The 23,300-nt window shown below is 71.9% G+C and carries 21 protein-coding genes; 5 read left to right on the top strand and 16 right to left on the bottom strand.

Annotated features, from left to right (window positions below; all coding sequences use genetic code 11):
* Positions 1-82: 82 nt before the first annotated feature.
* The 9 genes from ACYVK5_RS12785 to ACYVK5_RS12745 all read right to left on the bottom strand — a co-directional run bounded on the left by ACYVK5_RS12785 (position 83) and on the right by ACYVK5_RS12745 (position 10,244).
* Entirely contained in the window at positions 83-610 is a 528-nt protein-coding gene (locus tag ACYVK5_RS12785; RefSeq protein ID WP_460705480.1) for a DUF4190 domain-containing protein, read from the bottom strand.
* 154 nt (positions 611-764) lie between these two features.
* On the bottom strand, positions 765-1,319 hold the full coding sequence (locus ACYVK5_RS12780; protein WP_460705478.1) for a DUF4190 domain-containing protein: 555 nt from the start codon (positions 1,317-1,319) through the stop codon (positions 765-767).
* Between the two features lie 92 nt (positions 1,320-1,411).
* Entirely contained in the window at positions 1,412-2,260 is an 849-nt protein-coding gene (locus tag ACYVK5_RS12775; RefSeq protein ID WP_460705477.1) for a GNAT family N-acetyltransferase, read from the bottom strand.
* 61 nt (positions 2,261-2,321) lie between these two features.
* Entirely contained in the window at positions 2,322-2,786 is a 465-nt protein-coding gene (locus ACYVK5_RS12770) for a DUF4190 domain-containing protein (RefSeq protein WP_460705475.1), read from the bottom strand.
* A 66-nt stretch (positions 2,787-2,852) separates the two neighbouring features.
* A complete protein-coding gene (gene aspS, locus ACYVK5_RS12765; RefSeq protein WP_460705473.1) occupies positions 2,853-4,655 on the bottom strand; it encodes an aspartate--tRNA ligase in 1,803 nt (600 codons plus the stop codon).
* Positions 4,656-4,814: 159 nt separating this feature from the next.
* Positions 4,815-6,596 carry a M16 family metallopeptidase gene (locus tag ACYVK5_RS12760; protein ID WP_460705471.1) on the bottom strand — a complete coding sequence of 594 codons (1,782 nt, stop codon included), beginning with the start codon at positions 6,594-6,596 and terminating at the stop codon, positions 4,815-4,817.
* Positions 6,593-7,540: a hypothetical protein gene (locus ACYVK5_RS12755; protein ID WP_460705469.1), complete on the bottom strand. Its 948-nt coding sequence runs from the start codon at positions 7,538-7,540 to the stop codon at positions 6,593-6,595. Before ACYVK5_RS12755 ends, ACYVK5_RS12760 begins: the two co-directional genes overlap by 4 nt.
* On the bottom strand, positions 7,537-9,303 hold the full coding sequence (locus tag ACYVK5_RS12750) for a M16 family metallopeptidase (RefSeq protein WP_460705467.1): 1,767 nt from the start codon (positions 9,301-9,303) through the stop codon (positions 7,537-7,539). Before ACYVK5_RS12750 ends, ACYVK5_RS12755 begins: the two co-directional genes overlap by 4 nt.
* Positions 9,300-10,244, bottom strand: coding sequence for a hypothetical protein (locus tag ACYVK5_RS12745; RefSeq protein ID WP_460705465.1), 945 nt, complete (start codon positions 10,242-10,244; stop codon positions 9,300-9,302). The genes ACYVK5_RS12750 and ACYVK5_RS12745 overlap by 4 nt, the downstream gene beginning before the upstream one ends.
* Before the next feature lie 233 nt (positions 10,245-10,477).
* On the opposite strand from ACYVK5_RS12745, the gene ACYVK5_RS12740 reads away from it, so the two are divergent.
* Both ACYVK5_RS12740 and ACYVK5_RS12735 read left to right on the top strand, forming a co-directional pair.
* On the top strand, positions 10,478-10,948 hold the full coding sequence (locus tag ACYVK5_RS12740) for a PPOX class F420-dependent oxidoreductase (protein ID WP_460705463.1): 471 nt from the start codon (positions 10,478-10,480) through the stop codon (positions 10,946-10,948).
* Positions 10,949-11,251: 303 nt separating this feature from the next.
* Entirely contained in the window at positions 11,252-12,256 is a 1,005-nt protein-coding gene (locus ACYVK5_RS12735) for a DUF2332 domain-containing protein (RefSeq protein ID WP_460705461.1), read from the top strand.
* 126 nt (positions 12,257-12,382) lie between these two features.
* On the opposite strand, the gene ACYVK5_RS12730 is transcribed toward ACYVK5_RS12735, so the two are convergent.
* The 6 genes from ACYVK5_RS12730 to ACYVK5_RS12705 all read right to left on the bottom strand — a co-directional run bounded on the left by ACYVK5_RS12730 (position 12,383) and on the right by ACYVK5_RS12705 (position 20,053).
* Positions 12,383-14,767, bottom strand: coding sequence for an exo-beta-d-1,3/1,6-glucosidase (locus tag ACYVK5_RS12730; RefSeq protein WP_460705459.1), 2,385 nt, complete (start codon positions 14,765-14,767; stop codon positions 12,383-12,385).
* On the bottom strand, positions 14,764-15,642 hold the full coding sequence (locus ACYVK5_RS12725) for an ABC transporter permease (protein WP_460705457.1): 879 nt from the start codon (positions 15,640-15,642) through the stop codon (positions 14,764-14,766). Before ACYVK5_RS12725 ends, ACYVK5_RS12730 begins: the two co-directional genes overlap by 4 nt.
* Position 15,643: 1 nt before the next feature.
* A complete protein-coding gene (locus ACYVK5_RS12720; RefSeq protein WP_460705455.1) occupies positions 15,644-16,627 on the bottom strand; it encodes an ABC transporter permease in 984 nt (327 codons plus the stop codon).
* Complete coding sequence (locus ACYVK5_RS12715) at positions 16,624-17,436, bottom strand: ABC transporter ATP-binding protein (protein WP_460705453.1); 813 nt, start codon at positions 17,434-17,436, stop codon at positions 16,624-16,626. Before ACYVK5_RS12715 ends, ACYVK5_RS12720 begins: the two co-directional genes overlap by 4 nt.
* Positions 17,433-18,275, bottom strand: coding sequence for an ABC transporter ATP-binding protein (locus ACYVK5_RS12710; protein ID WP_460705451.1), 843 nt, complete (start codon positions 18,273-18,275; stop codon positions 17,433-17,435). The genes ACYVK5_RS12715 and ACYVK5_RS12710 overlap by 4 nt, the downstream gene beginning before the upstream one ends.
* A gap of 89 nt (positions 18,276-18,364) precedes the next feature.
* Positions 18,365-20,053: an ABC transporter substrate-binding protein gene (locus tag ACYVK5_RS12705; RefSeq protein WP_460705449.1), complete on the bottom strand. Its 1,689-nt coding sequence runs from the start codon at positions 20,051-20,053 to the stop codon at positions 18,365-18,367.
* A gap of 170 nt (positions 20,054-20,223) precedes the next feature.
* Here ACYVK5_RS12705 and ACYVK5_RS12700 point away from each other — a divergent pair, with 170 nt between their 5' ends.
* Positions 20,224-20,853 (top strand): TetR/AcrR family transcriptional regulator, encoded by a 630-nt coding sequence (locus tag ACYVK5_RS12700; protein ID WP_460705447.1) that lies wholly within the window; start codon positions 20,224-20,226, stop codon positions 20,851-20,853.
* Between the two features lie 75 nt (positions 20,854-20,928).
* Positions 20,929-21,288: a DoxX family protein gene (locus ACYVK5_RS12695; RefSeq protein ID WP_460705445.1), complete on the top strand. Its 360-nt coding sequence runs from the start codon at positions 20,929-20,931 to the stop codon at positions 21,286-21,288.
* Between the two features lie 34 nt (positions 21,289-21,322).
* Here the strand turns inward: ACYVK5_RS12695 and ACYVK5_RS12690 are convergent, their stop codons facing one another.
* Positions 21,323-22,288 (bottom strand): HAD family hydrolase, encoded by a 966-nt coding sequence (locus ACYVK5_RS12690; protein WP_460705443.1) that lies wholly within the window; start codon positions 22,286-22,288, stop codon positions 21,323-21,325.
* A gap of 184 nt (positions 22,289-22,472) precedes the next feature.
* Here ACYVK5_RS12690 and ACYVK5_RS12685 point away from each other — a divergent pair, with 184 nt between their 5' ends.
* Positions 22,473-23,258, top strand: coding sequence for a hypothetical protein (locus tag ACYVK5_RS12685; RefSeq protein ID WP_460705441.1), 786 nt, complete (start codon positions 22,473-22,475; stop codon positions 23,256-23,258).
* Positions 23,259-23,300 lie beyond the last annotated feature (42 nt).

Here is a 23,300-nt window from a genome sequence, read left to right as displayed (position 1 = left end):
GCGGTCTACAGGCCCCGGCCGAGCGGCTTCGTCCCCGCTGAGGCGCTCGCCGGGGCGGTCACTGGGCCCCGGAAGCGCCACGTCAGTAGGAATAGCTGGACGGGGAGGAGTCGAAGCCCCCGCTGACGCCGATGGCGATGATGATCCCGTAGAAGACGACCACCAGGATACTGAGCGCCGTGCCGATCCAGCCGGTGATGATGCCCGCGCGCGCCATGCCGTCGTTATTGGCCTCGCCGTTGCGGACGGCCTGGCGCGACTTGTTGCCGACGATGATCGCCGGGATGCCGGCGAGGAAACCGCACATGACGATGCTGACGATGCCGAGCACGAGTGCCCACACGCCCAGGTCGTTCTTGGGGAACGGCTGGCCGCCGTACTGCGCGGGGTAGCCGGGCGCCGCCGGGTACGGCGTGGCGCCGGCCTGCTGCTGGTAGGGCGACTGCTGCTGGTACGGCGACGCCGGCGGCGGGGTCTGTCCCGGCTGCTCGTACGGTGACGCGGGCTGCTGCGGAGCCTGCCCGGGCTCGTAGGGCGACGGCTGCTGCTGGCCGCTCCCCGACGGGTCGTACGGAGACGGCGACGGGCCGCCGGGGTTGTTCGTCGACATGGTGGCAGTGTCCTCTTTCAGAATCAGAAGTATCCGTTTGAAGCAGTCTGAACCCTACCGAACCGGGCCGGGTGCGGTCGAAGTTTTCCGCCGGGAGCCCGCCCGGGGAGCGGGCTCCGGGGCGGGCTCGGGCGGCCCCGTGGTGTCGCTGCCGTCAGGAGTCGATGGTGGGCCAGGCGGACGGGTCGTCGAGGAAGTCCTGGAAGGCCGGGTCGTTCATCACCGCGCCGAAGGCCACGACGAAGATGATGACCGCGACCACGGAGAGGATGAGAGACGCCCAGCCGAGGATGATGCCGGCGAGGCCCAGCCCGCCGTTGTCGGCCAGGCCCTCACGCGTCGCGCGACGCGACATGTGGCCGGTGATGATCGCGGCGATGCTCGCGATGACGGGGCAGACGAACCAGCTCAGGATGCCCAGCACGAGCGACCACACGCCCAGGCTGTTCTTCGGGTAGTGCTGGCCGGCGTACTGCATGCCCGGCGCCGGGGTCGGGTACGCCGACGGCGGGACTCCGCCGGCGGCGTACGGCGACGCCTGTCCGGGCTGCGGCGCCCCCGGCGGCGGGGTCGGCGCTCCGGGCTGGTACGTGGGGCCTCCGGGCCGTTCCGGCGGCCGGCTCGCGGGCTGCTCGGGCGCCCGGCCCGAGTCGTCCCCGCCCGACGGCGGGTCGTACGGGTGCTGTGCTCCCGGCTCGTTGGTCGACATGCGCGACCGCCTCTCGCTCGCAGTGTTCCGGCCCTTCCGACCCTAGCCACGAGGACGGCACTCCGCCCGGTGTATCACCGGGCGTTTCCGCGTCACGCGCGCGGCCGCCAGGTCTCGACCTCGTGGATCACCCGGAATCCGAGCCGCTCGTACACGCGGCGTGCTGCCGTGTTGTCCGCATACATCCCGAGCGTCACCATGCCGTGCACGGCGATCCCCTCCGCGGTGAGACGGGTGGTCACGGCCGAGGCGAGCCCTCTGCCGCGCAGCGCGGGCCGGGTCGCGATGCCGCCGAGATGGGCGAACGACCCGTCGGGCCCGTCCCGCAGGACGGACCCGCCGACCGCGGAGAGCGTGCCGTCGGGAGCGCGGACGCCGTACCAGGTGTGCCCGGGCTGGTCGGCGCTGTGATCGGTCGTGGGGCTCGCGACGGCCAGCAGTTCCGTGATCGCGTCGTGGTCGCGCTCCGGGTCGAGACGCTCCACCACCGCTTCGACAGGGGTCCGCGGAGCCTCCACGGTCGCCAGCCGGTCCCACTCGCCGCCCTTCGCGAGCCCCCAGGCGTCCAGCGTCGCGAGGGCGTGCTCACCGGTCCCCCGGGTGATCGTGACGGCGCGCGGCGAGGTCGTCAGGTCGCCCGAGACACGCTGGAGCACCGGCGCCAGCCGGACCGGCTCCCCCACCGCGGTCAGGACGGAACCGCCGGAGCCCCGCTCGAGTTCGAGCACGGCCGGCGCACCCTGATCGTCCCGGTCGCCGGCGGGCGCGTCCCGGTCGCCGGGCGGGATGCGTACCCGCCCGTCCTCGGTCCAGCACCCCACCACGGGCAGGCCGCTGTCGAGCGTCCGCAGGAAGGGGTGGGCGAGCCCGGACCCTGCCCGGAGGCGGTCGCGGCCGGCCTGATCGGTCCCGCCACGGCCGCCGTCGGCCAGCGCCGTCACGTCGCGTCCGCGACCCGCTCCGGGCGGATCGGGCCGGCCGGGATGCCGGCGGGATGCGTGATCAACTGCCGCTCACCACGCCTGCACCGACGAACAGGACCGCGAACACCACCCAGGCGAGCCACATGAGCAGGAACGCGCCGACCAGGCCGACGTTGAGCCAGCCCAGGACGAGCCCGGCGGTCGCCGAGCCCGGGTTGTTCGCCAGCCCCTCCCGGATGGCCTTCCTGCTCGCGTTGCCCGTGGCGATCGCGACGATGCCGAGGACGAGGGGGCACACGATCCAGCTGAGGATCCCGCACACGAGGGAGATGGTCCCGAGGTCGTTCTTCGGCGGGGCAGGAGCGTACTGGGCATAGGGCGCTCCGGCGTAGGGCACGGCGGCCTGACCCGGTGCGGGCCCCGCCGGCCCGGAGGGCGGGTACGGATACTGCCCCGGCTGCTGGGGAGACCCGGGTGGCTGTTCGGGCCCGCCGCCCTGCGGCTCGTACGGGGACGACGGGCCGCCGGGGTAGTTGGTCGACATGGTCAAAAAGGCCTCTCAGCTCGCAGGCAAAGTGGTCCAACCATACCGAAACCGGTCGCCGTCACGTCACTTCACGGCAGCGACCGGCTCCGCCGTGGAGCCCGCGCGCGGCTCCGGCACGGCGTCCACGCCCGCCTCCTTGCGCTGCTCCGGCGTGATCGGGGCGGGCGCGTCGGTCAGCGGGTCGTAGCCGCCGCCGGACTTCGGGAACGCGATGACGTCGCGGATCGACGGCACACCCGCCAGCAGGCCCGCGATACGGTCCCAGCCGAACGCGATACCGCCGTGCGGCGGGGCGCCGAACTTGAACGCCTCCAGCAGGAAGCCGAACTTCTCCTGCGCCTCCTCATGGCCGATGCCCATGACGTCGAACACGCGCTCCTGCACGTCGCGGCGGTGGATACGGATGGACCCGCCGCCGATCTCGTTGCCGTTGCAGACGATGTCGTAGGCGTAGGCCAGCGCGCTGCCCGGGTCCTGCTCGAAGCGGTCCAGCCACTCCGGCTTGGGCGAGGTGAACGCGTGGTGCACGGCGGTCCAGGCGGAGTGGCCGACGTCGATGTCGTCGTCCTCGCCGGCCGGCTTGAACAGCGGCGCGTCCACGACCCACACGAAGGACCAGGCGTCCTCGTCGAGCTCGCCGGTCTTCTTCGCGATCTCCAGGCGGGCGGCGCCCAGCAGCCCGCGGGATGCGGCGGTCTTGCCCGCGGCGAAGAACACGGCGTCGCCCGGCTCGGCGCCGGTGACCTTCGCGAGGTGCTCGCGCTCCGTGTCGGACAGGTTCTTCGCGACGGGACCGCCGAGCTCGCCCTCGTCGCTGAACGTCACGTACGCCAGCCCCTTGGCGCCACGCTGCTTGGCCCACTCCTGCCAGGCGTCGAACTGGCGGCGCGGCTGGCCCGCCCCGCCCTTCATCACGACGGCGCCCACGTACTCGGCCTGGAACACCCGGAACGGCGTCGCCCGGAAGTAGTCCGTGAGCTCCGTGATCGGGTTCCCGAACCGCAGGTCCGGCTTGTCCGTGCCGTACAGGCGCATCGCCTCGGCGTAGGTGATGCGCTCGATCGGACGCGGCACCTCGACGTCGATCAGCTTCCAGATCTCCGCGAGCAGTTCCTCCGTCAGCGCGATGACGTCGTCCTGGTCCACGAAGCTCATCTCGACATCGAGCTGCGTGAACTCCGGCTGCCGGTCGGCGCGGAAGTCCTCGTCGCGGTAGCAGCGCGCGATCTGGTAGTACCGCTCCAGGCCGCCGACCATCAGGAGCTGCTTGAACAGCTGCGGCGACTGCGGCAGGGCGTACCAGGAGCCCGGGGCGAGGCGCGCCGGGACCAGGAAGTCGCGCGCGCCCTCCGGCGTCGAACGCGTCAGGGTCGGTGTCTCGACCTCGGTGAAGTCGTGCGCCTCCAGCACCCGCCGGGCGGCCCGGCTGAGCTGGGCGCGCAGCTTGAGGGCGCGCGCCTGCGCCGGGCGGCGCATGTCGAGGTAGCGGTGCTTGAGACGCGCCTCCTCGCCGATCTGCTCGGTGTCCGCGAGCGCCGTCGAGACCTGGAAGGGCAGCGGCGCCGACTCGTTGAGCGTGACGACGTCACTCGCGATGAGCTCGATCTCGCCGGTGGCGAGGTTCGGGTTCGTGTTGCCCTCGGGACGCCGGGCGACCTCACCGGTCACCTGCAGCACGTACTCGGAGCGCAGCGGGTGCGCGGTCTCCTCGTCGCGGATGACGACCTGGGCGATGCCGGACGCGTCCCGCAGATCGATGAAGGCCACTCCCCCGTGATCACGACGGCGATCGACCCAGCCCGAGAGGGTGACGGTCTGACCGATGTGCTCGGCCCGCAATGAGCCGGCCGTGTGAGTGCGGAGCACGGAGGAAGTCCTTTCGTACGGAAGGTGTGGTACCGCCGCGCCGGGGATGAACCGCGGGCGACGACGAGTGAGCGTACGCGCGGTACGCGAAAGCGAGTCTAGTCGCTGAGGCAGGCACGGAACCTTCCGATTTCCACAGGCGGGCCGGTGCCCGCGGGCTCACCTCCGGCGCCGGCGGCGCCGGAGGACGCGCCACGCGACCACGCCGGCGACGATCAGGCCCATCGTCGCCAGCCATGGCACAGTGAGGCTCTGCCCGACCGCTCTCTCGACGACGCCGAACGTCACCGTCACGACCACGAAGGCCAGGAACGCGAGAATCGCCCAGCCGACCGCGTGCACCATGGCGATCCCGAGGCGCGCCAGTCGCGCGCCGTGATCGGGCCGAGGCTTGTCCACCGGCAGCGGCTGCGGCACGCGCTGCGGATCGCGGGTCCGGGATATCACCAGGTGTGGCGGGACCCCGCCGTCCACCAGCCGGGACACCGTCTCGGGTGTCAACCCGCGGAACAGCGTGGGTTCCACCGCGACACGGAAACCGTCGAGGCCGATCAGCGTCCGGCCGCCGTCCGCGAACGCGATCATCGCGGCCGTCTCGGCGAAACGGACGGTGACCGGGCCGTCCGGTGTCACGAGCGACACGCCGTCGGTCCCGATACGCAGCGTCGTCTCCCCTTCCTCGGCCCGGAAGGAGGTCCCCGCGACCGGCGCGTCCGACCACTGGGGGGTCGAGACCATTCCGGCCCAGTCGGCGCCTCGCGCGGGCATCTGCAGCAACGCGCTCTCCCAGACCTGCCGCGCCACTGCCCGCAGGTCCTCGACCGTCACCGCCTCGGCCTCGGCCAGGTGCTGCTCCGGGTCCAGGACCGGCAGGCCCAGGAGGACGTCCACGCACGCCCGGGGCAGCATCTTCGCTCCGCGGTCGGGGACGTCGTACAGCTTGCGCATCCTCTCCTTGGCGGCCTTCAGTTCCTCGGGCTCGATGGTCCCCAGCCGGAGCCGGGCGAGCGTGTCGATCATGCCGCCGACGACGGCGTCCTGCTTGTCCGGGAGCGCGTCGGCGGACAGGGTGACCACCGCCGAGCTCCCGTCCCGCGGGGAGTAGTCGGCGTCCGGCCGGTAGGAGTAGCCGCCGTCCTGCCGCAGGTCGCTGAACAGCGCCCGGCCGGCGACCTGGGCGAAGAGGCTCGCGGAGGGGCTTCGCGGGACCACCGCGTCGAGCACGGCCCCTCCCGCGGCACCGCAGAAGTACGCGGGTGAGCCGCCGGCGAGCGCCGACGACGGGTCGGGCGCGGGCCGGCGCCGGCCCTGGGGAAGGCGCAGGTCGAGGCCCTCCGGAATGTCGTCCGCGGTGAGGAAGAGCACGGCGTTGTCACGGGTGAACCGGGTGCGCGCCCAGTCGAGCACCTCGTCCGGGCCGAGCCGGTCGAGCCCGAGCTCCGCGTAGCCCGGCAGGCCGTAGGCCGAGGCGCCGTAGCGCTCGATCCGCATGGCCTGCGTGATCCCGCCCTGGCGGCCCGCCGCCTCGGTGCGGAGGATCTCCTTCTCGGTCCCGATCCTGTGCACGGGCAGGTCCCGCAAGGCGGCACACACCTGGTTGAGATGGTCGACGACCTCGTCGAGCGTGCCGCTGACGTGGAACGTGGTGGTGATGTCGCTCGTGACGCCGTTGTGGTGCGTCTCGGCGAGGTTCTGGCCGTGCAGGGCGAGATGCTCCACGAGGTGGGTGATCCCGCGCGTCGCGAGCGTCTCGTCCGCCTGCCCGACGCGGAACACCAGTCCGCCGGTCACCTGGTTCTCGCGCCACGGGGCGTACAGCACGGGGATCCCGTCCACCTCGCCGGTGGAGATCAGGTCGGCGACCCGGAGCGGTGCTGTCGTCCCACCGGTCCCCGTGTTCGTCCCGCCGGCCGTGATGGGCGCGTCGGTCGTCCCGGTCATCGTCCACCTTCCGTTCCCAGCGCCGCGGCGCGGTATTTCCGGTACTCGCCCGCCGAATCGGCGGTGTAGGCCCACAGGCCCTCGGCCGGGGTGTCCCCGAGCGCGCGGAAGTGGGGCGCCGCCAGGTCGGGCATCCCGGCGAGCGCGAAGGCCATCGCGAGGTTCGCGTGCACGGTCGCCGTCGACGGGCCGGGCACGTGGTCCGGGTGCCAGACGGTGGCCATGGCTGTGGTCCTGAGGTCCTCCAGGACGGCGGGCTGCCGGAGATAGTGCATGCCGGACCGCCCGCCGTCGAGGTCGATCCAGTGCTCCAGGTGCAGGTCCACGCCGACCGCCGGGCTGAGCGTCCCGGGTGGTGCCCCGTCGCGGCACTCGGCGACGAAGGCATGGGCGGCCTGCCAGGAACCACCCCACTTGGGGCAGATCTGCTGAAGGAACGCGGCCTGCGCCGAATAGCACCACGGGTCCAGCGCCCGGACCCGGTCGTAGCGCCGCCGCCCCTCGGACAGACCCAGTTCGAGCCCGCGGGCCGTGGTGATGCGAACCTCCCAGGCCGGCAGGAACTCCGGATGGCGTGCGCACACCTCCAGCAGGTGCCCCTCGGCGAGGCGCAGCCGCGCGTGAAAGCGTGCGAACTGGTCGGTGGACACCTGCTCGGCCCTGGACGCGGAACGGATCCGCCAGCCCTCGACGACGTGATGCTGTGCCAGCAGCACCTCCACGGCCGGGGTGGCGTGCCCGGTCTCCAGGTGCGGGGCCAGCCGCCGCTCCAGGATGCCCAGATCCGCCAGGATGCTGATCGCGAAGGAGAGCTCGTCGCCCTTCAGCGCGTCCAGGCCCGCCGACAGCCTCGCGACGTCGCCGGACAGCACCGCGTCCCGCAGGGCTGTCAGGTGCGGTGCGCGCGCCCACGGGTCGAACGGAAGGCGTGTCAGCGTGCTCATGGCGCACCGTCCTTGTCGGCCTCCGCCATTCGGAGCCCGAGGATCGTCCCGACCACGACGGCCGCGGCCGGGACGATCCAGGCCGGGATCAGCCAGGCGCCGCCCGTGAGCACGCCGGTCTTCACGAGGATCGAGGCCACCAGGGCCCCGAGGCACAGCAGTAGTCCGCCCAGGGTCAGGATCAGGACGAGCAGTGCGTAGGTCCCCCGCCGGGAGAGCTCCTTGGACGCCGTCTCGTGTCCCGCCCGTGTCCCGTCCACCGGAAGCAGTTGCGACACCTCACGTTGCTGGCGGGCCTCCTTGACCTGCTTGATCCGCGCGGGGTCCGGCCGTACCGGCGGCTCGTGCCGGGCGGGCGCGTGCACGATCACCTCCGGGCTCACGCTCGCGTCGATCCGCTCCACCGTCCCCGGCCACAGGCCGTCGTGCAGCACGGGCTCCACCGGGACGGCGAACCCGTCGCCGCCTGCCAGGCGGCGCCCGCCGTCCGGGTAGACCGTGAGCATCACGCAGTCGTCGTAGCGCACGGTGACCGGTCCCTCGGGCAGGAGCATCGAGACACCCTCCTCACCGATCACCAGGGTGGCGTCGAGGTCGAGGCGGTCGAACCGCTGTCCCGCGACCGCGTGCCCGGACACCTGGGGCGTCTCGGGGAGCCCCGCCCAGCCGCGCCCCTCGCCCGGCACGCCGAGGAGCCCCGTCTCCCAGACCTGCCGGGCCACGGCGTCGACCGCCTCCGCGGTGACGGCACGGATCTCGGCACGGCGCCTGCCCAGGTCCCGGAGTTCCCGGCCGAGCAACAGGTCGACGGCATGGGTGCCGAGCAGCACGTGCTCGCCGGGTGCCTCGTCGAGCGACCTCAGGAGCCGGGCGCGCGCCCGTTCCAGATCCTCCACCGCGACCCCGTGGGCGCGAAGGCGCCCCACGACCTCGCAGAAGGCACCGGTGACCACCTCGACCTTCTCCGGATGCGCGTCGGCGTACAGGGTCATGTGCGAGGTGCTGGCATCGCGCGGCCCGTCGACGACGCCGGCGTCGTAGGTCCATCCGCCCTCCACCCGCAGGTCGCGGTACAGGGCTTCCTGGGCCACGGCGGCGAACACCCCGAGTGCGGGCGTCCTGCTCACGACGGCGTCCCAGATGACGTGCCGCCCGGGAAGCCTGAACCACGCCGGACTCTCCCGCAGCGCCGACTCCGGCTCCGGGGGCGGCACCCGGTTGCCGTCCGGCAGGGACAGATCCAGCCCGTCCGGCACCTCGCCGGCGACCCACAGCACCGCGTTGTCGCGAGTGAACCGGCCGCGGGCCCATGCCTCGACACGCGCAGGATCCATCTGGCCGAGCCCGGCCTCCTCGACCAGGCCGTGCGTCCTGCTGCCGTACCGCTCCGCACGGGCAGCCGCCAGAGGACCGTTCGACGCCGTCTCCGCGGCGATTAGCGGCAGGACGACGGGCGCCCGGTCGTGCGGGATCTCCCGCAGCCGACGCACGACGTCGTTCATCGCCGTGACCACCTCGCCGGGAGTTCCGGAAAAGAGGAACCCCGTCGTGGTGGCGCCGACGTCCATGACGTCGTGCGGGGCCCCCGCGTCGTACAGCGCCACGTGCGCGAGAAGGTGCGTGATGCCGCTGGTCGCCCAGGTCTCGTCGGCCGTTCCGACGCGGAAGACGAGACCGGCGCGCAGCTCGCCGTCACCGGGCGCGACAAGTGCGTCCAGGCCGCAGACCGTGGTCCGCTCGAACGTCAGGTCCTTGGTGGTCATCGGGTTCCCTCCCCTGCCGCCCTCATCGCGGCCTTGCGATACCTGGCGTAGGTCCGGCCGCCGACCGCGAGCAGCGATCCCGTGGCGGGCTCCGTCTCGCCGAGCGCCTCGAAGTGCGGCCGGGCGGCGGCATGGTGGCCGCCCAGGGACAGCAGGACGGCGAGCTCGTGATGCAGGTGCGTCCGCGAGGGCCCGTCGGGGAACCCGGGATGCAGCACGGACACCGCGGCGGCCGCCACGAGCCGGTCGCGCACCTCGGGCGCCGTGAGATACCTCGCCGCCTCGCGGTCGGAGGCGTCCTCGTAGAGCGGCGCGCGGAAATGGCGGGCCACCCGCAGGACGTCGAGACCTGCCGACGGCGTGCCGGGCGGGGCGACAGCGAGACAGCGGTCGGTGAACTCGTCCACGTGGGACCGTGAACCGGCCCACCACGGGGACAAGGTCTCGAGCACGAGCTCCTGGGCGTTGAGCAGGTCTGTGCCTTCCGGCGCGTGCTCGGCCAGCAGGTCGTAGCGCCGCAGCGTCTCGTCCGCACCCATCTGCAGCGCCCGCGCGCAGACGATCCGGGCCTCACCGACGTTCACGTCGGCGGGGTCCCGCAGGTGGGACTCGAACGCCACCCCCTCGGCCCGCCGGAGGAACTCGAAGAACGCCCGGAACTGCCGGGCGGACACGTCCTTCGCCCGCGCCGTCGAGCGCGCGGTCCAGCCCTTCTCGATGTTCCGCCAGGCCAGGCACGCGGCCAGGAGGGACGACGGCACCGACGCATACTCGGGTTCGAGAACGTCCTCCACGCCGTCCAGAGCCGCGAGCGCGCCGATCCCGAACCGCCGTTCGGCCGGCGCCGCGTCCAGGACGACCTTCTCGACCGCCGGCCACTGCTTCGTCGCGGCCGCCTCCTCGGCGGCCCGCACCAAGGGTCCGGGCTCCCAGAAACCCATGTTTCCACCATCCATCGACACCATCGGCACGGCCGGGCGCCGCGCCAAACCAGGAGAACCTAGCAGGGCGTGATACCCGGATCCGCCGCCTTGGCCCCATATCGGACACTCTTCACCCGCCTCGCGCCGGAATTCACCCGGTCGCGGGCGTCGGCCGCCGGGGTTCCAGGCCGAGAGGTCCGCGTCACGACGGCGGCACGCCTCGGCCCTCCTCCGCGACGTACGCTGCTTCCATGCCTCGCACCATCGCCACGAACACCAAGGTCAGCCGCGACGAGCTCCTCGATGTGCTGCGCTCGCGGCACAACGGCGTCCTCGTCACCACCCGCTCCGACGGCCGGCCCCAGCTGTCGCCCGTGACGTTCGGGGTGGACGGCGCGGGACGCGTCGTCGTCTCGACCTATCCGGACCGGGCCAAGGTCGCGAACCTGCGACGCCGGCCCGAGGCCTCGTTCCTCGCGCTCGGCGACGACTTCGGCGACGCCTGGGTGCAGGTGGACGGTACCGCCGAGGTGCTGGACATCCCCGAGTCCGTGGAGCCGCTCGTCGAGTACTACCGCGTCGCCGCCGGCAAGGAGCACCCCGACTGGGACGAGTACCGCGAGGCCATGGTCACGCAGGGCAAGTCGCTCATCCGCATCACCGTCGACCGCTGGGGCCCGGTCGCCACGGGCGGCTTCCCGGCTCGCCTCGCGGAGGGGTGACGCCGCGGGGTTCCCGGCCCGCCTCTCCCGAGCGAGGCGCGCCCACTACAACGGTGTCCTGGTCGCCTTGGACGGAAAACTGGAGCGAGCCCTCACCCCCGCAGATCGGAAGTATGTCCTGACGCTCCAGCCCTGATATCGACGGCTGCGGACCGGGCCCGTCGGCACGGCCGACAACGTCGCACCACCTGTGATCGCCCTCGCCCGGTGGCGTTAGGCTGCACGGGATCACCCTCGTCCCCCGGATCATCGAGGCAGGCCACAGCGCCCCCACCCCGCATCGCCGAGCCGCAGGAGACCGCATTGGATCTGTACGCCGACGTCGCCGCCCAGTACACCGAGTTCGCCGAGTACGCCGCCGCGTCCGCCTCCCACTGCTTCGAGCAGTGGGGACACGCGGTAGCCGCCGACCAGGACGTCCTGAGATGGATCTCGGGCCTGCCGGGCATCAAGAAGCAGCCCAATCTCGTGTTCGCGGCCGCCCGGTTCCACGGCGTCGAGGCGCCCGGTCCGTACGAGGCACTGCGGTCGGCGCTGCTGGACGACGACGGCACGATCCGCGCCACGATCCTCGAACGCTCCACCCAGACCAACGAGGCCGGGCGGCTGGCGACGCTCACCCCCGTCTTCGCCCGGCTGTCCATCGAGGCGGGGCGGCGGCCGCTCGCCCTCGTCGAGGCGGGTGCGAGCGCCGGGCTGTGCCTCTACCCGGACCGGTGGGGCTACGACTGGACCGCCACCGGAACGCGGAACGCGCGGACCGCCGTCGTCGGCCCCGAACCACGGCTCGCCTGCCCGGTCCGCGGCGACCTCGCGCTCCCGACCGCCCTGCCTGAGATCACCTGGCGCGGCGGCCTCGACCTCAACCCGCTGGACGTCCGCGACAAGGACCAGATGGCCTGGCTCGAGATCCTCGTCTGGCCCGAGCACGACGACCGCCGCGAGCGCCTGCGCCACGCGATCGAGATCGCGCGGGCGGAGCCGCCGCACCTGGAGCGGGGCGACATCCTGACGGACCTGCCGCTCCTGGTCGCCGACGCGTCCCGGCACGGCGAGGTCGTCGTGTTCCACAGCGCCGTCGTCGCGTATCTCCCGCCCGAGGACCGCGAGCGTTTCGACACGATGATGCGCCGCCTCGTGTCCGACGGCGCCTGCCGCTGGGTGAGCAACGAGGGCCTGAAGGTCATCCCGAGCGTGCTGGACGGCGCGCCCGAACCGCCGGACCGAACGACGCTCGCCCTCGCGGTGGACGGCCGCGCGGTCGCCTGGTCGCACCCGCACGGCCGCTCGATGCGCTGGTTCGGCTGACTCTCCGCGGTGTGGCGGCTCAGACGCTGGCATGGTCGGCAGTTCGTCGTGTGATCGGCAGCTGGAACTGCCGATCACACGACGAACTGCCGACCTCACCGGAGCGGCGCCCCCCGGCGCAGTGGGCTACCGGGTGATCGTGAAGCCAGCCGTGAGCTGGTCCTCCCGCCTGGACGAGTGGCCGACGCGCAGCTCGAAGTCGCCCGGTTCGACGACGCGCGCTCCAGCCGCGTCCACGATCGTGCAGTCCGCGGCCGGGATCTCCAGGTCCACGGTGATCTCCTCCCCCGGTGCCACCGTCACCTGGCGGAACGCCTTGAGCTCCTGGTCCGCCCAGCTCGCCGACGTGACCAGGTCGCTCACGTACACCTGCACCGTCTCCAGCGCCGGCCGTGAGCCCGTGTTCCGCACACTCACCTCGGCGCGCACCACGCCGTCGGGCCGGAGCCGCGGGTCGGCCACACGCAGCCGGTCGTACTCGATCGTGGTGTAGCTCAGCCCCTCGCCGAACGCGTACGCAGGCCGCTGCGTGAGGTCCGCGTACCGGTCGCCGTGCTGGCCCCGCACCTGGTTGTAGTACGTGGGCTGCTGCCCCACGTGCCGGGCGAACGAGATCGGCAGCCGCCCGGACGGCTCGATCTCGCCCAGGAGCAGCTCCGCGAACGCCTGCCCGCCCCGCATGCCGGGGTTCGCGGCCCAGATCACGGCGGCCGCGGACTCCTCCACGACGGGCGGCAGCACCTGCGGCTTGGACGCCAGGAGCACCACGATCAGCGGGGTGCCGGTCGCAGCGACCGCTTCCAGCAGGGCGTTCTGCCCGCCGAGCAGTTCGAGGGTGGCGGTGGACCGGCCTTCCCCGACGAGCTCGATGCGGTCCCCCACCACGGCCACCACGTAGTCCGCGTCGCGCGCGGCGGCGACCGCCTCGGCGAGCTGCGTCTCGTCCACGGGTGCGGAGGTGACGACCGGGGGCCGCGGCTGCCCGTCGGGGAACGTGTCGCCCTCGGGGTCGGGGGTGAGCTCGAGGATCTCGGCGCCGCGGGCGTGCGCCACCGACCAGCCGTCCGGCACCCGCTCGCGGAGCCCGTCCAGCACGGTGGTGGTCAGGTGGCGCGGATGCCCGTCGGGGATCCATCCGGCCTGCCCGGAGTTCCCGGCCCAGTCGCCGAGCTGCGTCCCGGCGTCGTCGGCGAGCGGTCCGACGACGGCGATCCGCCGCGTGGGAGCGGTTCCAGCGGCAGGCGTCACGGCGGAGCCCGCCGTCGTACCAGCGCCGACCACGCCGTTTTGCTCGATGTGAGCGTGACCATCACCCGAAACGGCGTGGTCGCGCGCCGTGCCCGACGGCGTGGGGACCGTCGCGAGCGGCAGCGTGCCATCGTTGCGCAGGAGCACCAGGGAACGGCGGGCGACCTCCAGGTTGAGCTCGGTGTGCGCGGCGGCGCCCACGACGGCCTCGATGCGTTCGGGCGCGGGCCGGCGCCGGTCCTCGAACAGGCCCAGCTCGAACTTGAGGGTGAGGATGCGCCGCACGGCGTCGTCGAGGTCGGCGGACGCCAGGCGGCCCTCCTCGATGGCGGCGAGCGCCCCCTCGAAGAATCCGGGCGTGGTCATCACCATGTCGTTCCCGGCGCGGACCGCGGCGGTGGCCGCGGCGGTGAGGTCGGGCTGGACGCGCTGCTCCCAGACCATGCGGCCCACGTTGTCCCAGTCGGTGACGAGGGTGCCGGTGTAGCCCCACTCGCCGCGCAGCACGTCGGACAGCAGCCAGTTGTTCACGGTGATCGGCACGCCGTCGATGGTCTGGTAGCCGAGCATGAAGGTGCGGCAGCCCTCGCGGGCGACGCGCTCGAACGGCGGCAGGTGCCAGGCGCGCAGCTTACGCCGGGACAGGTCCGCCTCGGACGCGTCGCGGCCGCCCTGGGTCTCGGAGTACCCGGCGAAGTGCTTGGCCGCGGCGAGGATCGCCGTCGGATCGGTCAGGCCGTCGCCCTGGTAGCCGCGGACCGCCGCCGAGGCGAGCTCGCCGATCAGGTGCGGGTCCTCGCCGAAGGTCTCGTTCACGCGCCCCCAGCGCAGGTCGCGTGCGATGCACAGCACCGGGGAGAACGTCCAGTGGATGCCGGTGGCGCTCACCTCGACGGCGGTCACCCGCGCCACCCGCTCGACGAGCACCGGGTCCCAGGTGGCGGCCATGCCGAGCTGGGTGGGAAAGATCGTGGCCCCCTCGAAGAAGGAGTGGCCGTGGATGCAGTCCTCGGCGACCAGCAGCGGGATCCGCAGCCGGGTGCGGTCGGTCAGCTCGTGCGCGGCCCGGATCCGCGCGGGCGAGGCGTGCAGGACGGAGCCGGCCTGTCGCCGCAGCACATGGTCGTCGAGGTCGTCCCGCGCGTCGAGCTGGAGCATCTGCCCGACCTTCTCCTCGGGAGTCATCCGGGCGATCAGGTCGTCGACCCGCTCGGCGACGGTCAGGGCGGTGTCGAGATAGGGCACGTCGATGACGCTGGTCACGCAGGACTCCTCTTCGTTCGCTTCTTCTGCAGGCGCTTTCTGGCACGGGTGCGTTCGCCCGCCGAGCGCAGGCGGGGGTTGACGTACTCGTCGATGCCGAAACTGATCAGGCTCAGCGCCGCGCCGAGCAGCGCGATCGCGAGGCCCGCCGGCACGTACCACCACCAGAAGTCGGGGAACGCGCCGTTCTGCTGGGCCCAGTACAGGATGGTTCCCCAGTTCAGGTTCGTGATCGGGATGACGCCGATGAACGCGAGCGTGGTCAGGCCCAGGACCGCGGCGGTCACCGTGCCGACGAAGCTGGACGCGATCACGGCGGTGAGGTTGGGCAGCATCTCCACGGTGATGATCCGCCACAGCGGCTCCCCGTTGGCGCGGGCCGCCTGCACGAAGTCGCGGCTGCGCAGCGACATCGTCTGGGCGCGGAGCACGCGCGCGCCCCACGCCCAGCCGGTGATCGCCAGCACGGCGGCGACGAGGAACAGGCTCGGGTCGTCGTACTGGGAGGCGACGATGATCATCAGCGGCAGCGCGGGCAGCACGAGGAACACGTTCGACAGCGCGGACAGCGACTCGCCGCGCCAGCCGCCGAGGAAGCCGGCGCTGACGCCGACGATCACGGCGACGACCGTGGCCAGCACACCGGCCGTCAGTCCCACGAGCAGCACGCCGCGGGTCCCGTAGGCGATCTGGCTGAAGATGTCCTCGCCGAGGTGGGTGGTGCCGAGCCAGTGCATGGCCGACGGCGGCTGCTTGAGCGCGGTGTAGTCCTTCTCCAGCGGGCCGTACGGGGCGACGACGTCGGCCAGCGCGGCGAGCAGCGCGAACAGGCCGAGGACGACGAGGCCCGCGACGGACTTGCGGTTGGTCAGCATGTCAGGACTCCCCCTGCCGGGTGCGCGGGTCGAGCGCGGCATAGGCCACGTCCGCCAGCAGGTTGGCGACGAGCACGGTCAAGGTGATGACCAGGAACAGGCCCTGCATCAGCGGGTAGTCCTTGGCGGTGGTGGCGTCGAGCAGGAGCTTGCCGACGCCGGGGTAGGAGAACACGAGCTCCATGACGAGCGTGCCGCCCACGATGAAGCCGAGCGCGAGCGCGAAGCTCGACAGCTGCGGCAGCACCGCGTTGCGGGCCGCGTAGGCGAACACGACGCGGCGCCGGCTCAAACCCTTGGCCTGCGCGACGGTGACGTAGTCCTCGTCGAGGACGGTGATCATCATGTTCCGCATGCCCAGCACCCAGCCGCCGAGCGAGGCGAGCACGACCGTGAGCGCCGGCAGGGTGCCGTGCGCGACGACGTCGCCGACGAACTCGAGGCTCAGGCTGGGCGACGTTCCCTTGGAGTAGGCGTGCGACGCCGGGAACCAGCCCAGCCCCGTGGCGAAGACGGCGATGGCGATCAGGCCCATCCAGAAGTACGGGACGGCGGAGAAGAACGTCGCCACGGGCACGATGACGTCGCCGCGGCCGCCGCGGAACCAGCCGACCAGCGTGCCCAGCGTGGTGCCGAGCAGGAAGCTCAGCACGGTGGCGATGCCGACGAGCCCGACCGTCCACGGCAGGGCGACACCGATCACGTCGGTGACGGGGGCGAGGCCGTGGGAGAAGGACCGGCCCAGGTCGCCGCTGAACAGCAGGACCCAGTAGTCCGCGTACTGCTGGGCGAGCGACTTGTCGCTGTCCAGCCCGAACAGGGTACGCAGGGCGTCGGTCGCCTCGGGACTGATGCGGCCCTGGTTCTTCTGCAGGTAGGCGCTCACCGGGTCGCCCTTGAGCATGCGCGGCAGGAAGAAGTTGATCGTGATGGCGGCCCAGGCGGTGAACAGGTAGAACGCCGCGCGGCGCAGGAGGAGTCTCATGAGCGGCTCCCGGTGGTCTCGGGTTGCCGGCCGCCGCCGAAGTGCCGCTCCGGGTCGGGCGAGGCGTCCCGGAGCGCGCGCGTGTACTCGTGCCGCGGGTTCAGGATGACGTCGTCGGCCGGGCCGCGCTCCACCACCCGCCCGTGGTGCAGCACGACGATCTCGTCGCTGAAGTGGCGGGCGGTGGCCAGGTCGTGGGTGATGTAGAGGACGCCGAGCCCGTCGGCCTCCTGGAGCTCGGCCAGCAGGTTGAGGACGCCGAGGCGGATCGACACGTCGAGCATCGAGACCGGCTCGTCGGCCACGAGCAGCGCCGGCCGGGAGGCGAGCGCACGCGCGATGGCGATGCGCTGGCGCTGCCCGCCGGACAGCTCGTGCGGGCGCCGGGACGCGAGCTCGGGCTCCAGGCGGACGCGCTCCAGCAGCCGCGCCACCTCGTCGTCGACCTCGTCGCGCGGCACGACCCGGTCCAGCAGCAGGGGCCGCGCGATGTGGTGGTGCACCGTGTGGTACGGGTTCAGGGAGGCGAACGGGTCCTGGAACACCATCCGCACCTGCTGGCGGTAGGAACGCAGGGCCTTGCCGTGGCGCGGGATCGGCTCGCCGTCGAGCAGCACCCGGCCGGACGTCTCCCGCTCCAGCTGCGTGATGATCCTCGCGATCGTGGACTTGCCGCTGCCGCTCTGCCCCACCAGGGCCACGGTCCGGCCGGACGCGATCGCCAGGTCGACGTCGTCCAGGGCGAGCATGTGGCCGGCGCCGCGCACGCGGTACCGCTTGGTCAGCCCGGCCAGTTCGAGCGTGGTCATACCGCCGCCCCCTTCCGGACGAAGTCGCCGCGCTCGCCCGTCAGGCTCGGGAACGAGGCCAGCAGGCGCTTCGTGTACTCGTGCCGCGGGCGGTGGTAGAGATCCGCCGCCGAGGCTGCCTCCACCACCCGCCCCGCGCGCATCACCGCGATGCGGTCGCTGATCTCCAGCAGAAGCGGCAGGTCGTGCGTGATGAACACGACCGAGAACCCGAGTTCCTCGCGCAGCCGCGAGATCTCCTGCAGGATCTCCCGCTGCACCAGCACGTCCAGCGCCGTCGTCGGCTCGTCCATGACCAGCAGGCGCGGGCGCAGGGCCAGCGCCATCGCGATCATGACGCGCTGGCGCATGCCCCCGGACAACTCGTGCGGGTAGGACCGCAGCCGGGCCGCGCCCACGCCGACCATGTCGAGCAGCGCTCCGCACGCCTCGGTGCGTTCCGCCCGGCGCATGCCCGGCCGGTGCCTCGTGAACACGTCGGCGAGCTGGTCGCCCACCGTCAGCACGGGGTTGAGGGAGTTCATCGCGCCCTGGAACACCATGGCGATCCGGTCCCAGCGCAGCCGGTCCATCCCGGCCGGCGGCAGGGTGGTGAGGTCGACGTCGGCGCCGTCGACGTCGTGCAGCACCACGTGACCGCCCGTGATCTCCGCGGGTGGTCTCAGCAGCCGCTGGACGGCGTAGGCGAGGGTGGACTTGCCGCAGCCGGACTCGCCGGCGAGGCCGAGCACCTCTCCCCGGCCGACGGTCAGGGAGACGTCGCGCACGGCCTCGACCGGCGGGTCGACGTCGTAGGTCACGCTGAGCCCGGACACGCTCAGCACGGGATCGCTCTTCACGCACAAACTCCTGTCTGCGTCCGCGGTACCCCGACGTCGTGGGCGATGCTGCCGCGACACGACGCCAGGGCCGGGGATCGGGGTGAGGGTCAGCCCTTGGCCTCGAGCGAGGTCAGGATGAGCACGGCCGACGGCTGCGTCGGATCGGGGCTGGTGTAGGGGTCGTCCTCACCGGGCCAGCCGACGTAGGTGCGCGTGTTGTACTCGCCGATGAACGGGCGGTTGCCCACCGGCATGACCGGGACCTGCTCGACGAAGATCTCCTGGACCTCCGCCAGCGCCTCGGCGCGGGCGGCGTCATCGGTGGCGGTCAGGTACGCGTCGAGCGCCTCGGTCGCCTCCGGGCTGTCGAAGCGGCCGAAGTTGTAGTCCGCGGCCTCGCCGACGGGTTCCAGCCAGCGGCCGTCCATCGTGTCGCTGTACAGGTCGTACGGGGTGGCGCCCGTGTCGGTCCAGTGCAGGATGGCCTGGAAGTCGCCCTCGATCTTGGCCGCCCACCAGGAGTCGGCGTCGGGTGTGTCGAGCGTCGACGTGGCGCCGAGCTCCTTCGCGGCGTCGGAGATCAGGCTGATGCCCGTGACGTAGTCGCTCCAGCCCTGCGGGACGCTGAGCTCGAACTCGACCGGATCGCCGTCGGGGTCGACGAGTTCCTCCCCCACGCCCGTGTAACCGGCGTCCTCGAGGACGGACATCGCGCCCTCGACGTCGACCTCGTACGCCTGGCCGGCGTACTCGGGGGCCAGGAACTCGTCGCCCGCCGGGCTCGGGAGGCCGGTCACCGACGCGAGGGGCGGGACGCCGCCCTCGCGGGCGATCTCGGCGTGCTTTTCGCGGTCGATCACCATGTTCATCGCCTGGCGGAAGGCGACGTCGCCGAACGGCTTCTCGGTGGTGTTGACGAACATCGCGTCGATGCCGAGGCCGGTCGCGGCCCAGTAGACGTTGTCCTCGTCCTCGTCGAGGTACGCCGACTGCACGTTCGGGATGAACGCCTGCGCCCAGTCCGCCTCGCCGTTGGCCAGCGCCGTGGTCAGGGCCGTGTTGTCGTTGTACGACACGTAGTAGAGCGTCGGCACGGCGAGCTCACCGCCCCAGTAGTCGTCGCGCGCCGACAGCTCGACGGACTGCGTCGTGAACTCGGTCAGGGTGTACGGGCCGGTGCCGACCGGCTCGGGGTTCTCGTACGTCGTCGGGTCCTCGACGCCGGCCCAGACGTGCTCGGGGATGATGTGCCGGTGCAGGACCTTGTCCTGCTTGGCGTACATCGAGCCGGCGAAGGCGATCGTCACCTGGCCGCCCTCGGTGGTGACCTCCTCGATGCCGAGCGCCGCGGTGTCCAGCTCGGGCTTTTCCTGGAGCAGGCCGAACGTGAACGCGATGTCGTCGGCCCCGAACGCCTCGCCGTCGTTCCACGTCACGCCCTCGCGCGCCGTGACGGTGAGCGCGGTGTAGTCCTCGTTCCACTCGAGCTCGGAGGCGAGCCACGGGCGGACCTCGTCGGACGGGTTCACCATGTTGACGAACGCGAGCGGCTCGAGGATCGCGTTGACGTACCCGAGCGTGAGCGCCGACGAGTCGCCCACCCAGGGGTTGTTGGATTCGGTCGTGATCGCGCCGTCTGGCTTCGCGATCGTGAGCGAGCCGTCGCCGGAGGCGGTGGACTCGTCGCCGCCGGCGCCGCCCGCGCAAGCGCTGAGCAGCAGTGTCGCGGCAAGTGTCGCGGCGGCGGCCGCGACGGAGCGTGAGGCACTACGCCTCGGACGGGACGTCGGTGTCACGTTCGGTACTCCTCGTCATCGAGAGTGGCTGTCGTGGAGCAACTTACTACTCGGTAAGTAACTTTGTGAAACGCCGGGGTGTCACGGTGTCGTCACGATCGCCGGCGACGGCGCACCGCTTACACTCGACGCACCACGACGACGTAGGACAAAGGTGTGAACGACCCCCGATGAACTCGACGACGCGACAGCCCCGACGCTCACGCCCGGAGACCCTCGCCCGGCGCGAGCGGATCCTCGAGGCCGCCATGACGACCTTCGGCGCGCGCGGATACAACAAGGGCCCGCTCACGGAGATCGCCGAACAGGTCGGCATGACCCACGCCGGCGTGCTGCACCACTTCGGGTCGAAGGACCAGCTCCTGCTCGAGGTGCTCCGGTACCGCGACGAGAGCGACGTCAAGGACCTGGAGGGGCAGCACATCCCCGGCGGCATCGACCTGTTCCGGCACCTGGTGCGCACCGCGCTGCTCAACGCCCGGCGCGCCGGGCTCGTGCAGGCGTACGTCGTCCTCTCGGCCGAGTCGGTCACCGAGGGTCATCCGGCCCGGGACTGGTTCGTGGAGCGCTACCGCACGCTGCGCCGCGAGGTCGGCGAGGCGTTCCGCGTGATCTGCGACGAGCGCGGCATCGACGAGCCCGCGACCGTGGACCGGGCCGCGGCCTCGATCCTCGCCGTGATGGACGGCCTGCAGGTCCAGTGGCTCCTGGACCCGGACCAGGTCGACCTCGCCGAGTCCAGCGCCTTCGCGATCGAGGCGATCGTGGCCCAGGTCCTGGACCCCCGCGAGGCCCTCTGAGGCAGGCGCGGCGCCGCGCTGTTGAACGGCTCACAGCCCGTTGAACAGCACGGACGCCCGGCGTAGCGTCACCGTATGAGCCTTCTGCCCGACCCGGTCTGGCCCGTGGTGCTCCTGGCTGTCGCCCAGGCCGTCGATGCCGCGATCTGCGTCAAGCCCCGCGACTGGCCCGTGGGCCAGTGCCTGCGCGGCGTGAACTTCCCGGAGCACTGGTGGTGGGTGCTCCCGTGGATCAAGGCGGCCGCGGCGCTCGGGCTGGTCGCCGGGATCTGGGTGCCCGGGCTCGGGGCCGTGACCGCGGTGGCGCTGGTGGTGTACTTCGTGCTGGCGCTCGGCTTCCACGTCCGGGCCCGCGACTTCGGCATCTTCTTCGCGAGCGCCGTGGGGATGTTCGTGCTCTGCTCGGCCGTGCTGTGGTGGTCGTTCCTCGCGTAGCGGCACGACGGCGGACGAGACTCCGCGGACGACCTCACCGCACTCTGCTGCGTCGCCGCAGTTCTTCGTCGGCATGCGCCTGGCACCGCCAGTACGCGCCGAGCCGGTTTACCGCCGGGCGGTCACAGCGCTGGCGTCCGTCCGGGGTCCTGGACCGCTGGCAGCGGGCCGAGTCGGTCATCCAGGCCGCCGCATGCCCGAGAGCGTGGGCGGCACCGTCCTGGAACACCGAGCCGGTCATCTCACCACGGCGAGCCTCGACCACGGCCTTCACAGCCTCGGCGGCATCCCCCATCCCGACCGGAACAGCCGCCCACTCCAGCATCTCCACATCGTTGCCCCCGTCGCCCATTGCCGCCGTGCGGAAAGGATGCACCCCGAGGCGTTCGCGGATTTGCTCCAGCGCCGTGGCTTTCGAAAGGCCGGCGCCCGTCACATCCACCCAATTCCGGCCCACAGCGTGCGCCGTCACACCAAGCGCGCGCAGGCTCAGCACTCGCTCGGCCACGTCCTGGCCGCGCAGCACGATCCTCGGCGTGGGCTCCTTCCACAGGCCATCGAGGTTGGAGGGCACCTGCGCGCCGGGCAGCTCGTCGTCCGGGAACCTCGACGTCACGCGGTACCCGACCCCGACGATCTCCGCGGCGGCCTTGAACCGGCCCGCGACGATTCCGCTCGCGACATGCCGCAACGCCCGCTCCGCCGGAGCCGGACGCTTCTCCAGCACCCGGCACTTCCCCTCGGCGATCCAGGCAGTGACCGCGCCGTTCGAGGCAACCACATATCCCTCCCGGATCCGCAGCTGCACCGCCGCGACCAACGCGCCCGCCAGCGAACGCCCCGTCGCCAGCACCAGGTGGTGGCCCGCTTCGCGCACGTCGGCAATCGCCTCCACCACCCGCCGTGACGGATCGTGTCCCGTGCGCAAGAGCGTGTGGTCGACATCGCACGCGATGAGACCCGCCGTTGTTGTCATCGTGTCCGTGGTTGTCGTGCCCATGGTCACAGTCCCCTCGATCGGCCCGCTGTCTCCCCGGGCGTATCCCCTGGGTGGACTCGACTCTCACTGATCGCGAGTTCCGCGCCCATCCCCGTCGAGGATTACCGAGGCGGTAACCCCGGCGACCTCGACGGTTGTGGGTACACCATTTGTCCGTCTGCATGCGTCGTGGGAAATTAGGGCCATGATGGAGCCATCCGTTGCGGCGCTGCCGGCCGATGTGCTGCGCCGTGAGGATGTGCGCCTCGCTCTCGCCGAGCATGACTTTGCTGCGGCGTTCGCCCTCTTCGGTAAGTACGGCGGCATCTCGCAGAACCGCATCGCCTCCGCCTGTCAGCTCACGCCGGGCAAGGTGTCGCTCATCGTCCATGGGCGCGCGCAGGTCACCAGCTTCGAAGTGGTCTGCCGGATCGCGGACGGGCTGCGCATCCCGGGGCACATGCTGGGTCTGGCACCACGCAAGTGGGAAGACGACGATGCTGGACCGGCACGCGGCGTCGTCGGCTCCAATGCCTCCGGCAACGCCGGAACGGCTGGCTGGACCGGTGACGCCAGTGTGGCGTTGGCCTCCAAGCTCACCACGAGTGACCTCGGCCGGGACAAGCCCTTGCCGCAGCGCCCGCTGTCCGGCGGACGGCTCCTGGACAGCATGGACGGATGGCTCGGACCCGCCACGCTCATGGCCAGGCCGCGCCAGTTGGGCAGGCTGGGCATGCGCGAGGTCGAGGAGTTCGAGGCATCGGCGCGTGCGTTCCGTGCCTGGGACCGCCGCGTGGGCGGAGGCCTGCACCGCAAGGCGGTCCTCGGGCAGCTGAGCGTGGTCGCCGGCTTCCTGCACGAGCACCAGTCGCCCCAGGTGGAACAAGGGCTGTTCCAACTCATGGCGGAACTCGCCGGAACCGCGGCAACCATGGCGTGGGACTCCGGGCTGCACCACAACGCCCAGCAGTACTGTCTCGCCCCGGGTTAGATGGAGACATCGAACACCCGGAAGTTGAGGAATGATGGCGGC

The sequence above is a fragment of the Myceligenerans halotolerans genome (assembly GCF_054782975.1).
The sequence above is the reverse complement of the archived record's forward strand: the minus strand, read 5'-3'. Positions and strand labels throughout refer to the sequence as shown.

Coding starts and splice junctions, on each gene's coding strand:
- ACYVK5_RS12685 (WP_460705441.1), top strand. CDS start 22,473: ATGATGGAGCCATCCGTTGCGGCGCTGCCGGCCGATGTGCTGCGCCGT.
- ACYVK5_RS12715 (WP_460705453.1), bottom strand. CDS start 17,436: ATGACCACGCTCGAACTGGCCGGGCTGACCAAGCGGTACCGCGTGCGC.
- ACYVK5_RS12780 (WP_460705478.1), bottom strand. CDS start 1,319: ATGTCGACCAACGAGCCGGGAGCACAGCACCCGTACGACCCGCCGTCG.
- ACYVK5_RS12770 (WP_460705475.1), bottom strand. CDS start 2,786: ATGTCGACCAACTACCCCGGCGGCCCGTCGTCCCCGTACGAGCCGCAG.
- ACYVK5_RS12740 (WP_460705463.1), top strand. CDS start 10,478: ATGCCTCGCACCATCGCCACGAACACCAAGGTCAGCCGCGACGAGCTC.
- ACYVK5_RS12760 (WP_460705471.1), bottom strand. CDS start 6,596: ATGACCGGGACGACCGACGCGCCCATCACGGCCGGCGGGACGAACACG.
- ACYVK5_RS12785 (WP_460705480.1), bottom strand. CDS start 610: ATGTCGACGAACAACCCCGGCGGCCCGTCGCCGTCTCCGTACGACCCG.
- ACYVK5_RS12755 (WP_460705469.1), bottom strand. CDS start 7,540: ATGAGCACGCTGACACGCCTTCCGTTCGACCCGTGGGCGCGCGCACCG.
- ACYVK5_RS12750 (WP_460705467.1), bottom strand. CDS start 9,303: ATGACCACCAAGGACCTGACGTTCGAGCGGACCACGGTCTGCGGCCTG.
- ACYVK5_RS12725 (WP_460705457.1), bottom strand. CDS start 15,642: ATGCTGACCAACCGCAAGTCCGTCGCGGGCCTCGTCGTCCTCGGCCTG.
- ACYVK5_RS12720 (WP_460705455.1), bottom strand. CDS start 16,627: ATGAGACTCCTCCTGCGCCGCGCGGCGTTCTACCTGTTCACCGCCTGG.
- ACYVK5_RS12690 (WP_460705443.1), bottom strand. CDS start 22,288: ATGGGCACGACAACCACGGACACGATGACAACAACGGCGGGTCTCATC.
- ACYVK5_RS12745 (WP_460705465.1), bottom strand. CDS start 10,244: ATGGGTTTCTGGGAGCCCGGACCCTTGGTGCGGGCCGCCGAGGAGGCG.
- ACYVK5_RS12700 (WP_460705447.1), top strand. CDS start 20,224: ATGAACTCGACGACGCGACAGCCCCGACGCTCACGCCCGGAGACCCTC.
- ACYVK5_RS12695 (WP_460705445.1), top strand. CDS start 20,929: ATGAGCCTTCTGCCCGACCCGGTCTGGCCCGTGGTGCTCCTGGCTGTC.